Origin of the sequence: Actinomycetospora sp., assembly GCF_036497585.1 — a bacterium.
Taxonomy (GTDB): Bacteria; Actinomycetota; Actinomycetes; order Mycobacteriales; family Pseudonocardiaceae; genus Actinomycetospora.
This window is the reverse complement of record NZ_DASXJD010000146.1, coordinates 1-10,065: the sequence shown is the minus strand read 5'-3', so window position 1 is coordinate 10,065 and position 10,065 is coordinate 1. Positions and strand designations below refer to the sequence as shown.

General features: G+C 75.6%; 13 protein-coding genes and 2 pseudogenes. 10 read left to right on the top strand and 5 right to left on the bottom strand.

Features of this window, described 5'->3' with window-relative positions:
* The first annotated feature begins 342 nt into the window (after positions 1–342).
* From VGH76_RS14395 to VGH76_RS14380, 4 genes are all read left to right on the top strand, one after another.
* Complete coding sequence (locus tag VGH76_RS14395) at positions 343–702, top strand: DUF3140 domain-containing protein (RefSeq protein WP_331557368.1); 360 nt, start codon at positions 343–345, stop codon at positions 700–702.
* Between the two features lie 154 nt (positions 703–856).
* A complete protein-coding gene (locus tag VGH76_RS14390) occupies positions 857–1,339 on the top strand; it encodes an acyltransferase family protein (protein WP_331557367.1) in 483 nt (160 codons plus the stop codon).
* A gap of 184 nt (positions 1,340–1,523) precedes the next feature.
* Positions 1,524–1,943, top strand: coding sequence for a hypothetical protein (locus VGH76_RS14385; protein WP_331557366.1), 420 nt, complete (start codon positions 1,524–1,526; stop codon positions 1,941–1,943).
* 65 nt (positions 1,944–2,008) lie between these two features.
* On the top strand, positions 2,009–2,467 hold the full coding sequence (locus VGH76_RS14380) for a hypothetical protein (RefSeq protein ID WP_331557365.1): 459 nt from the start codon (positions 2,009–2,011) through the stop codon (positions 2,465–2,467).
* Positions 2,468–2,560: 93 nt separating this feature from the next.
* Here the strand turns inward: VGH76_RS14380 and VGH76_RS28010 are convergent.
* Together VGH76_RS28010 and VGH76_RS14375 are read right to left on the bottom strand one after the other, a co-directional pair.
* Positions 2,561–2,620 (bottom strand): annotated as a pseudogene (locus VGH76_RS28010) (hypothetical protein); the annotation flags it as partial.
* A 280-nt stretch (positions 2,621–2,900) separates the two neighbouring features.
* A complete protein-coding gene (locus VGH76_RS14375; RefSeq protein WP_331557364.1) occupies positions 2,901–3,200 on the bottom strand; it encodes a hypothetical protein in 300 nt (99 codons plus the stop codon).
* A gap of 194 nt (positions 3,201–3,394) precedes the next feature.
* On the opposite strand from VGH76_RS14375, the gene VGH76_RS14370 reads away from it, so the two are divergent.
* Both VGH76_RS14370 and VGH76_RS14365 read left to right on the top strand, forming a co-directional pair.
* The gene (locus VGH76_RS14370) at positions 3,395–3,694 is read left to right on the top strand and encodes a hypothetical protein (RefSeq protein WP_331557363.1); all 300 of its coding nucleotides are present in this window, start codon (positions 3,395–3,397) and stop codon (positions 3,692–3,694) included.
* 93 nt (positions 3,695–3,787) lie between these two features.
* Positions 3,788–5,926 carry an elongation factor G gene (locus VGH76_RS14365; RefSeq protein WP_331557362.1) on the top strand — a complete coding sequence of 713 codons (2,139 nt, stop codon included), beginning with the start codon at positions 3,788–3,790 and terminating at the stop codon, positions 5,924–5,926.
* Between the two features lie 27 nt (positions 5,927–5,953).
* Here VGH76_RS14365 and VGH76_RS14360 read toward each other — a convergent pair whose 3' ends face one another.
* Positions 5,954–6,172: a hypothetical protein gene (locus VGH76_RS14360; protein ID WP_331557361.1), complete on the bottom strand. Its 219-nt coding sequence runs from the start codon at positions 6,170–6,172 to the stop codon at positions 5,954–5,956.
* A gap of 111 nt (positions 6,173–6,283) precedes the next feature.
* Between VGH76_RS14360 and VGH76_RS14355 the strand changes: the two genes are divergently transcribed.
* The gene (locus tag VGH76_RS14355) at positions 6,284–6,727 is read left to right on the top strand and encodes a DUF5709 domain-containing protein (RefSeq protein ID WP_331557360.1); all 444 of its coding nucleotides are present in this window, start codon (positions 6,284–6,286) and stop codon (positions 6,725–6,727) included.
* Between the two features lie 22 nt (positions 6,728–6,749).
* Here VGH76_RS14355 and VGH76_RS14350 read toward each other — a convergent pair whose 3' ends face one another.
* A complete protein-coding gene (locus VGH76_RS14350) occupies positions 6,750–7,106 on the bottom strand; it encodes a TraR/DksA family transcriptional regulator (protein ID WP_331557359.1) in 357 nt (118 codons plus the stop codon).
* Positions 7,107–7,177: 71 nt separating this feature from the next.
* Complete coding sequence (locus VGH76_RS14345; RefSeq protein ID WP_331557358.1) at positions 7,178–8,173, bottom strand: NAD(P)-binding domain-containing protein; 996 nt, start codon at positions 8,171–8,173, stop codon at positions 7,178–7,180.
* 134 nt (positions 8,174–8,307) lie between these two features.
* Here VGH76_RS14345 and VGH76_RS14340 point away from each other — a divergent pair, with 134 nt between their 5' ends.
* The 3 genes and pseudogenes from VGH76_RS14340 to VGH76_RS14330 form a co-directional block, all read left to right on the top strand.
* Positions 8,308–8,826, top strand: coding sequence for a hypothetical protein (locus VGH76_RS14340; protein WP_331557357.1), 519 nt, complete (start codon positions 8,308–8,310; stop codon positions 8,824–8,826).
* A complete protein-coding gene (locus tag VGH76_RS14335; protein WP_331557356.1) occupies positions 8,823–9,437 on the top strand; it encodes a hypothetical protein in 615 nt (204 codons plus the stop codon). Before VGH76_RS14340 ends, VGH76_RS14335 begins: the two co-directional genes overlap by 4 nt.
* A gap of 416 nt (positions 9,438–9,853) precedes the next feature.
* Positions 9,854–10,065 (top strand): annotated as a pseudogene (locus tag VGH76_RS14330) (hypothetical protein); the annotation flags it as partial.

Below are 10,065 nucleotides of genomic sequence, written 5' to 3'. Positions count from 1 at the left end.
CCCCCCCCCTGGGTCCCCGCGGCCGGACCGTCCGGCCCCGGAGCGACCCGCCTCGGCACGATGATGGTCGACGATCGACGCGGTGCTGCCTCGCCCACTGCTGGTTTCTCCTCGTCCCCGAGATGTATCCACGAGCCTGTTCGTCGCGGTCCGAAGGATGGACCCGACGTGGTGAGGGGGACGTGGTGCGGGCGGGTCGGTTGGCCATCGGCGAGGTTCGTGATGCCTCTGTGATGATCTCCGGCGGTTCGGTCGCGAGGCCCTCGGCAACGAGGTGGACGCGCTGAACCGTCCGGAGCATCGGGGGATTGCGGGACCCCGCCCGGCGGGAACGACGGCGGGATGACTTCGAGCACCGGGTACGACGACCTCTGGGACGAGTTCCACCGCGTGGTCAACATGAACTCCCGCGAGCTGGAGACGTGGCTACTGACCGAGGAGGCCTCCGAGGAGGCCGACTTCGTCCCCGGCGAGCGCATGCCCCCGACGGGCGCCGACGTGCTCGCCGTCCTCGGCAAGCGGAAGACCGACCTCGAGGACCACGACGCGGAGGTCATGGCGCGGGTCGTGTCGATCGTCCACCGCGAGCGCGGCGAGGACCTCGAGCCCGACGCGGGCGAGTCCGCCGGGTGGCGCCGTTACCTCATGAGCATGGGGCACGACCCGCTGCGCCCGGCCGGCGACCGGGCCACCGACCGGTAGCGGCTCCGCCCCGGACCGGGCCGATGGTGCCCCGGAGCCGGGACCGAGGTCCTCGCCCGGAGGTGCCCTTGCGCGCTGGTCCCGGCGCCGGATGCGACGAGCATGACGGTGACGCGTCCGGGCCGGAGCGGGCGCCGGGCCCGAAGAGCGGCCGATGCGCGCCGGGTCCGCCCCTCTCGTCCACCTGCCGCACCTGGACAACCTCCGCACCGTCCTCGTGGCCTGGGTGATCGGTGGCCACGCCCTGCTCGGCCGCTCGGCCGTCGGCGGGTGGGCCTACGACGAGATCCACGAGGTGACGTTCTCCCCGTCCGTCGAGCTGGGGCTGGTCGCCGTCCTCGGGCCCTCCGGGCTCTTCGTGATCGGCCTGCTCTTCTTCGTGGCCGGCCTGACCACCGAGCAGTCGCTCGCGCGCCGGGGACCGCGGCGCTATCTCCTCGCCCGCAGCCGCCAGCTCGGTGTGCCCTGGCTGATCTCGGCGTTCGTGCTCTGGCCGGTGTCGCTGTGGCTGGCCTACGAGGCGGCGGGCCGGACGGTGACGCTGTCGCGGGTGCTGCCGTCGCGGGTCCACCGCCCGAGACGGTGCGGCCGCTCACCGGCGCGGGGCGGGCCGGGGCCGTCCTGCTCATCGCGGTGACCTCGTTCGCCGTCCGGCTCGTGTTCGTCGCGCGCAGCGGGCAGCTGTTCGACCTGCACCTCTGGCAGTGGCCCCAGTGCCTCGGCATGCTCCTGCTCGGGATCGCCGCCGCGCGACGCGGATGGGCCACGGGATCCCGCCCCGGCTGCGGCGGGTCTGTGGCGCGGTCACCCTGGCGACGGTCGTGGTGCTGCCCGTGGTCGCGCTCGCGGCCGGTGTCCGCGAGGTGTCCCACGAGATGGGTCCCTACCTCGGCGGCCGGCACTGGCAGTCGCTGGCGACCGCGACCGTGGAGGCGGTGCTGGTGGTCTGCGCGACCGTCTTCCTCGTCGGCGGCGCGGAGCGGTGGCTCTCCGAACCCGGCCCGCGCGCCGCGCGGTGGGCCCGCGCCGCCTTCCCCGCCTTCGTCATCCAGGGGCCCGTCCTGTTGGCGCTCGCGACCGCGATCCGGTTCGTCCCCGCCCCCGCCGAGGTCAAGGCCCCGGTGGTCGCGGTCGTCGGGATCGTCGCGTGCTTCTGGCTCGGAGGTCGGCTGCCCGTCAACCGGTGGCTGGGACGACCCCGGACGACGACGGCATCGTCGCCCACCCCGACGTCGTCCTGACCGCCGGGAGGAAGACCGCTGGACCGGCCGGCGTTGTGCTCGGTGGAGCGTGACGAAGGTCGAGGGTGCAGGTGGAGTGCGTCGGGTGCGGCGAGGAGCTGCTGGAGGAACGGGCCGAGCTGGGGTACCGGTACTGCTTGCGGCCGGCCTGTCAGGAGGAGTACCGCCGTGGCCCCGAGGTGACCGCGGTCGGGGTGAACAAGAGCGGTGAGTCGTTCGTCGTCGCGGAGCCCGACGAGGTCCGGCGACGGGCGGAGGCCGGTGAGTTCGCCGCCAAGAACGCCGCCGTGCCCCCGACGCCGGGCGCGGGCGTTCCGGCGCCGCGCCGCCCGCAGCCGGCTCCGAGGCGCCCCGCGCCGGCGCCGGTGCGCCCGTGGACCGCGCAGCAGGAGAAGCTGGTGCGGCTCTACCACGACATGGGGCTCTCGCCCCGCCAGATCGTGGACCGCTGCCGGGAGTCGGCGCCGCGGCTCCGGGTGGACGAGCGGCTCGTGGTGAAGATCCTGAGCGCTCCGCGCCGGTGACCGCCCTCGCCAGTGGATCAGGAACGACGCGAGCAGGGCGACGATCACGGTGTTGTAGGCGAACGTGAGCAGGGTGTGGACGTTGACCACTCGGCGCATGCGCGGCGTCGTGATGCTGACGTCGGTGGCGCCGAACGTGGTGGCCACGGCCATCGAGAAGTACCGGTAGTCGGCGAACGTGTCGTGCGGGTTCCGGGGAACTCCAGGCCGGGCTCCTGGCGGTCCTTCTCCGCGTAGTGCAGCGCGTAGCTGACGACCGCCAGGGCCCAGGAGCACACCAGGATGCCCGGTCCGGCGAAGGGCGCCCACGGCCCGAAGAGTCGACCGAACGTGCCCTTCGCTCAGAACGATCCGGGCACGGCCGTTCCGGCCAAGGGCGCCCACCGCCGATAGAGTCGACCGAACGTGCCCTTCGCTCAGAACGGACCCGGGGCTACACCAGGTCGCTCGGCGGCTGAGGCGTGTAGCGGGCGCCGATGACCACCCGCAGCGCGTCGAGTACCGCGAGGACGCGCTCGTCGGCCGAGCTGTCCGCCCAGCCCGGGTGCAGGCGGTCGCAGAGCCGCGCGAGGAGCATCGGGCGGCCGGGACCGGGCTCGTCGACGCGGTCGTAGACGGCGTCGACGAGGTCGACGCACGCGTCCGCGAGCCCGGGCACGAGGGCGTCGAGCCGTTCCCCGGGCTCGGCCCCACCGGCCGAGGGGCCCCGACCCCCCGCGTCCTGGATGGTCACGGGGACAAGGCTAGGGCTCGACGACGAGGACCGTCAGTGGCCCACCGTCGTACGCTCGGCCGGATGAGCATCCAGGTGGCCCCCGACGAGTTGGCCCGCACCGTCGCGGGCATGGGGGCGGGTACCTCCTCACCCTCGGGGACCGGCCGCGCCCCCACGTCGGGTCGATCGTCACCACCGTCACCGACGGCGTCGTGCGGGTCACCGAGGTGGGCCGGACCGCGCTCGGCGACGCCGCGGGCCACGAGGCGGTCACCCTGCTCTGGGCACCGCGCGAGCCGGGCGGCTATGCGCTGATCGTCGACGGCACGGCCACCGTCGTCGGCGACGCGCTCGACGTGGTCCCGGAGCGCGCCGTCCTGCACCGCCCGCGCGGCGTGCTGGAGCCCCCGGACCCCGTCGCGCCCGGTGCCTGTGCGTCGGACTGCGTCGAGCTCCCGGCCCAGCCCTCCGCATCCGCCCGAGCAGATTCGGCAGGTCGGGTCTTGCCGTGACCTGGGTCACTCGCGTGAACTGTCGCTGACGGCACGGTGTCGCGGAGCCCTCGGACGTCGTGCCGGACATCGGGACGCGACGAGGTGGTCGTCATGGGTGCACGGACGGCGGGCGAGACGGCCCGGAGAGCACGGAGCCCGCGGGGCGGGAACGATCTGGCGCCGGACGACCCGGCGGCGGTGCGCTCGGTCGCGGTGGTCGGGCCGATGGCGGCGGGCAAGACGACGCTGGTCGAGGAACTGCTCGCGGCCAGCGGCACGGTCCCCCGGGCCGGCTCGGTCGCCGCGGGGACCACCGTCACCGACCACGACGCCGATGCGCGCCGCCAGCAGCGCTCGGTGTCGCTCGCCGTCGCCTCCCTCGTCCACCGCGGGATCAAGGTCAACCTCGTGGACACTCCGGGGTGCCCCGACTTCCTCGCCGAGGTGCGGGCCGGCCTGCGCGCCGCCGACGCCGTGCTCTTCGTCGTCGGCACGGCCGATGCCGCCGAGGGCGCTGCCGCGCCCACCTCCGCGCTCCTCGCCGAGTGCCGGCGCGCCGGGCTGCCCGCCGTGCTGGTGCTCAGCCGCCTCGACCACGCCCGCGCCGACGAGACCGCGGCCCTCGTCGCGTGCAGGGAGGCCGTGACCGCGGCAGAGGCCGGCGAGGTCCTCGTGCCGGTGACCCGCACCGAGCGGGCCGACGACGGCACCCCCCTCGTGCGCGCCCTGCTCGCCACCGACGGGCCCGATCCGACGGCCGAGGATCCCGACGACGCCCGACGCGACCTCGTCGAGACCCTCATCGAGCAGAGCGAGGACGAGGCGCTGCTCGAGCGGTGGATCGGGGGCGAGCCGGTACCGCTCGCGGCGCTGCGCGCCGATCTCGCCACAGCTGTCGCCCGACGCTCGCTCGTCCCCGTCGTCGGCGTGTGCGCCCCGGCCGGAGCCGGGCTCGAGGCGCTGCTCGACCTCGTGGTCGACGCCGTCCCCCCACCGACCGCCCACGCCCCGATGGCCGCGCACGCCCCGGACGGTGGCCGGCACGCCCCGGTGGCGCTCGACCCCGACGGGCCCGTCGTCGCCGAGGTCGTCCACACCGGCACCGATCCCCAGGGCAGCCGCGTCTCGTTGGTCCGGGTGTTCTCCGGGCGCCTGACGTCCGACACCGTGCTCACCGTCTGCAGCGACCCGCTGCGGGTCCCGTCCCCGCGCGCCGGGGACGACGCGACGGGGGCCGGCGGGCGTGACAGCCTGCGGGTGTCCCGGGTCCACGCCCCGCTCGGCGCGACGCTGCGCGAGGTGCCGTGGTGCATCGCGGGCGACCTCTGCGCGATCACCCGCCTCGGCGCCGGGACCACCGGGGACACCCTCTGTGCGGTCGAGGACCCGATCGGCCTCGACGGGTGGGAGCTCCCCGAGCCGCTCCTGCCGGTGGCCGTGTCCGCGGAGCGCAGCGCCCAGGACGCCGTGGCCCGCGGTCTCGCCCGCCTGGCCGCCACCGAGACGACGCTGCGGGTCGAGCGCAACGAGGACACCCACCAGGTGGTCCTGTGGTGCACCGGGGAGGCCCACGCCGACGTCGTGCTCGCCCGGCTGCGGGCCGCCGGCGCCGTCTTCGAGGTGACCGACGTGGCGGTCCCCGAGCGCGAGACCGTCCTGCGCGCGGCGACCGGGCTCGGGCGGCACGTCAAGCAGTCCGGCGGGCACGGGCAGTTCGCCGTGTGCCGCATCGAGATCGAGCCGCTGCCCCGGGGCGGCGGGGTCGAGTTCGTCGACAAGATCGTCGGCGGGGTGATCCCGCGGGCCTACATCCCCGGGGTGGAGAAGGGGGTCCGGGCCCAGCTGGAGGCCGGGGTGACACCCGGGCGGCCCGTCGTCGACGTGCGTGTGATCCTCGTCGACGGCAAGGCCCATAGCGTCGACTCCTCCGACCAGGCCTTCCAGACGGCGGGCGCGCTGGCGGTGCGCGAGGCCGTCGCCGAGGCCGGCACCGTCCTGATGGAGCGGCTCTACGAGGTCGAGGTCACCGTCGACGACGGCCTGCTCGGCGCCGTGCTCGGCGACCTCTCCGCCCGCCACGGCCGGGTGGTCGGGACCGAACCCGACAGCACCGGCAGCACCCGGGTGCGCGCCGAGGTGCCGGAGACGGCGCTGCTGCGCTACGCGGTGGACCTGCGCGCCCTCACCGCCGGGACCGCGAGCTTCACCCGGCGGTTCAGCCGCTACGAGCCCGTCGCGGGCAACGTCTGAGCGCCCGCGACGGCGCCCGTGGCGGGCTCAGGAGTCCCCGCGGTCCTTCGCCCGGACCTGGTCGGTCTCGTCGCCGCGCCCGCCCCCGGGCTCGGTGGAGATCAGGTCGGCGTCGACCGCCGGCTCGTCGGCCGTCGACCGCCGGCTCGTCGGCCGTGGCCCGGGGCTGACCCGCTCGACGGTGTTCTGGCTCCCGAGGAACTCGTCGCTGTCCGGGCCGGGTGCCTGGTTGCTGCTCTCTGCCATGTCCACCACCTCGTCGTTCGCGATCCCCCCGCCGTCGAGGGCCCGCTGCGGCTCCCCGACCTGTTGCGCCGGTCACACCCGCGACCGGTGGCGGGCGGGTAGCCGGGGTGGATGACGCACCGCGACGACGCCGTCCCCGAGGAGCCCGACCTCGGTGCGGCCATCCAGCTCGAGAGCGGCGAGACCCTGGACGGGCCGCCCGGCACCGACGCGATGGACGCGTTGACGGTCTCCCCGAACCGCCCGTTCGGGCTCGACGACCCGGACACCACGCCGGCGGGCCAGCGCCACCGCGACACCGTCGACGAGCGCCTGGCCCGTGAGGTGCCCGACGACCTCGCAACCGCCGACGACACCGTCGCCGCCGACCCGGTGTCCGACGACCCCGACAGCGAGGCGGGCGGGCGACGGGCCGGCCGGCTGGTCGCCGACGACGAGGCCCCGGACACCCGGCCCACCGATGTCCTCGTCGCCGACGACGCCGGGATCGCGGGTGGCGCCGCCTCCGCGGAGGAGGCGGCCGTCCACGAGCTCGACGAGGACGACCTCGGGTAGCCGGCGACCGCCCCACTCGCGGTCAGCGTGACGAGCGCTCCAGCTCCTCCTGGTGCTCGCGACAGCGGTCGGCCTGCGGGCGGGCGTCGAGGCGGTCGTCGTCGATGTCCCGACCGCACACCACGCACCGGCCCCAGGTCCCGTGGTCGAGGCGGGTCAGCGCGTCGTCGATCTCGGCGACCTGCCGTCGTGCCTCGTCGGTGAGCCCCTGGCGCTCCATGGACTCCTCGACCTCGCTGCCGTAGTCCGCGGAGTGCTGGCCCATCGCGCCCTCCTGCTGCACCGACGGCGCGGGGCGGTGCTCCTGCGACCACTCCCCCAGCTCCGTCAACCGGCGGCGTTCCTCGGTCAGCTCGCGCCGGGCTTCCTCGGCGTCCATGCGGTGCTCCACATCGTCTCGGCGGTGGGACGGTGCGGATACCAGTCCGCGCCGCCGTCCACACGTGACGGTCAGGACCGCAGCCGCTCGCGCACCGTCGCCTCGGCCGCGGCGATCGGGGACGCGTCGGCCTCGCGGCGCAGCGCCTCGAGCCGCTCGCCCGCCTCGGGCCGGCTCCACTCCCGGGCGAAGGCGCCGGAGAGGATGTCATCGTGCAGGACCGCGGTGAAGCGGTCGCGCTGCGCGGCGTCGTCGAGGGCGGCGAGGGCGCGGAGCTGCCCGTACTGCGAGGTCCGCGAGTGCAGCCCGAGCTGGCCGAAGAGGCCGTCGCGGGCGACGTGGTCGAACACCTCGGCCGGCTCACCCGAGAGGTACAGCTCGGAGAGCACGGCCTCCTCGGTGAAGCCGGCGTCCACGGCCACTGCGTGGGCGGTGCGCAGCACGGCCAGCACCGCCGGCCAGACCGCCTGCTCGCTGAACAGGTCGAGCGCCGCCTCCTCGCGGGCGCTCGAGACGACCGCCCCGCCGAGGGTGCCGCCGATGGCGCGGGCGATCGCCAACGTGGTGTCCCAGGCGCGGCCGGTGGCGTCGCGCTCCACGGAGACGAAGCAGGGGAACCCGGCGCGGGAGACGTAGCGGTCGCGCACCGCCGCGCCGATCATGCGCGGCGCGACCATGACGACGTCGACGCCGTCGGGCACCTCGAGCAGCCCGAAGTGCCAGTTGTAGCCGCTGGCGACGACGAGCGTGTCCCCCGCCTGCAGGCCCGGGGCGATCTCGGCGCGGACCAGGTCGGGCTGCACCTCGTCGGGCACGAGCAGCAACGACACGTCGGCCTCGAAGGCCACCTCGGCGATCGGCCGGGGCGCGAAGCCCTCCTCGGCCGCCGCCGCGGCGTAGCCGTCGTCGCGGTTACCGACCAGCGGTGTCACCCCCGAGTCCCGGAGGTTCGCCGCCTGGGCGGCGCCCTGGTTGCCGAAGCCGAGGACGGCCACGGTGCGCCCGGACAGTGCCTCGAGCTCGCCGATCGCCGCCGCGTCGTCGTGGTGGATCTGCGCGTGTGCCATCCGCCGAGGGTGGTCGCTCGGTGGGCCGGCTCGCCAGGGCGCGCCGCGATCCGTGGTCCGGTCGGCCCAAAGTCATCTGTCGTTCGACGGCGGGCGGGGTACCAGGTACCGCACGACCGGCGGAAGGAGGAGACATGACCGACGGTGCCGACCCCACCGATACCGGCAAGACCGCGCGCATCGGCACGCGGGTGGCCGGAGCGGTGAAGCAGGCGGCGGGATCCGTGGCAGGCAACGAGCAGTTGCGCGCCGAGGGCGAGCTGCAGGCCGAGCAGGCCGACGTCGCCAAGGAGGCCAAGCGCGCCGAGCAGCACGCCGAGCAGAAGCGGCGGGAGGCCGAGGCGCAGGCGCGGTCCGAGGAACTGGAGGTCGAGCGCGAGCGGCTCGCGGCGCAGGACGCGCGCGAGCAGCACGAGGAGCGCGCCGAGGCCGACCGCCAGGCCGAGCAGCAGCAGGCCCGGGCGGACACCGCGCGCCGCGAGCAGGCGGTGTCGCAGACGGCGGCCGCCCAGGAGGGGCAGGTGCGCCGCGACGAGGCCGACGCCGTGCGTGAGCGCGCCGCCGCCGAGGGGCGCGCCCGCGACGAGGAGGTGCGGGCCGAACAGGCCCGCGTCAACGCCCAGGCCCTGGAACAGGTCGAGGAGGACCGATGAGCAATCCGGTGTCAGCAGTGGCGGGGCCGGTGGTCTCGCTCGGTTTCGGCGTGGCGCGGGTCCCGGTGGGCCTGCTCGCGCGGTTGACGGGGAACGGTGACAACCCGGAGTGGGGCCCGGCCCTCGCGGTGGACAGCGTCGAGGCGGGGGTGCGGCAGGTGCTGGGCTCGCTGCTCGGCGACCCCGGACTGGCCCACCAGGGCGACGTCCAGGACGCCCGCGTCGACCAGCGCAGCCAGGCCGCCGAGCGGGAGGCCGCCGCGGACGCGCGCCGCGACGTCGCCGATGAGCGGCACTCGGACCGGCGCGAGCGCGACGAGCAGGCGCGCGAGCGGATCCGCGAGCAGGAGAAGGAGCAGCGCCGGCGGCTCGAGCAGGAGAAGGAGCAGCGCCAGCAGCAGGCGAAGAAGAAGGAGGAGCAGCGCAAGGAGCAGGCGGCGAAGGCCGAGCAGCGGGCGCAGGAGGTTGCCGACGAGCACGCCCACGAGGCGCGCCGGACCCGCGTCGAGGCCGAGTCCGAGGCGGTCGCGGCCGAGCGTGAGGCAGCTGAGCGCTCGCAGGAGGCGCTCGAGCTCGCCGAGGCGGCGGACGCCGCGCGGCGTCGTCGTTAGGTCGGAACCGCGGGCGCCGTCGTCCTGACGGCGCCCGCGGCCCGGCGACCGGGGTCAGGCGCCCGTGGTCCTCGGAGGAACGTGATCGCCTCACGCACGACGGCGGCGCCCGGAACCGGGGTCCCGGGCGCCGCCGCGAAGGGTCGTGGGTCAGTCGTTCTCGAGGTCCCCGCTGCCGCCGGAGCCGCCGGTTCCGGAGCCGCCGTTGCCGCCGAGCGAGGCCCGTAACCTCTTCGAGACCAATCCGAGTCCGATCAGCGATGACGAGGGGCGGCCGGGCTTCGCCGTTCCACCCCACGGGCGTCCCCCTCCCGAGCACGATGAGACCCGCCCCGAGCCCCCGCGCCTGAACCGCCGACGGTTCCGGTCCGTGTCCTCGGACGACAGCCCGCCGCGCCCGGATCGGACCCCCGCACATGACCGCCCGTGCCGCCCTCGCCCGCCGTCGGCGAGTCCTCCCGCTCATCGTGGGGACGGCGCTCGCGGCGGCGGTGGTGGTGCACGTGGGGACCGGGCCGGTGCTCGACGGGCTGCGCGCGCTCTCCCCGGCCGCGCTGGCCGCCGCGCTGGCGCTGGGCCTGCTCACCACCGCCGCCTCGGCCGCCCGCTGGACCGTCGTGGCCCGCGC

Bases quoted from the DNA above. Each gene is read 5' to 3' on its own strand.
- VGH76_RS14345 (WP_331557358.1), bottom strand. From the start codon at position 8,173: ATGGCACACGCGCAGATCCACCACGACGACGCGGCGGCGATCGGCGAG.
- VGH76_RS14365 (WP_331557362.1), top strand. From the start codon at position 3,788: ATGGGTGCACGGACGGCGGGCGAGACGGCCCGGAGAGCACGGAGCCCG.
- VGH76_RS14335 (WP_331557356.1), top strand. From the start codon at position 8,823: ATGAGCAATCCGGTGTCAGCAGTGGCGGGGCCGGTGGTCTCGCTCGGT.
- VGH76_RS14350 (WP_331557359.1), bottom strand. From the start codon at position 7,106: ATGGACGCCGAGGAAGCCCGGCGCGAGCTGACCGAGGAACGCCGCCGG.
- VGH76_RS14360 (WP_331557361.1), bottom strand. From the start codon at position 6,172: ATGGCAGAGAGCAGCAACCAGGCACCCGGCCCGGACAGCGACGAGTTC.
- VGH76_RS14390 (WP_331557367.1), top strand. From the start codon at position 857: ATGCGCGCCGGGTCCGCCCCTCTCGTCCACCTGCCGCACCTGGACAAC.
- VGH76_RS14395 (WP_331557368.1), top strand. From the start codon at position 343: ATGACTTCGAGCACCGGGTACGACGACCTCTGGGACGAGTTCCACCGC.
- VGH76_RS14340 (WP_331557357.1), top strand. From the start codon at position 8,308: ATGACCGACGGTGCCGACCCCACCGATACCGGCAAGACCGCGCGCATC.
- VGH76_RS14355 (WP_331557360.1), top strand. From the start codon at position 6,284: ATGACGCACCGCGACGACGCCGTCCCCGAGGAGCCCGACCTCGGTGCG.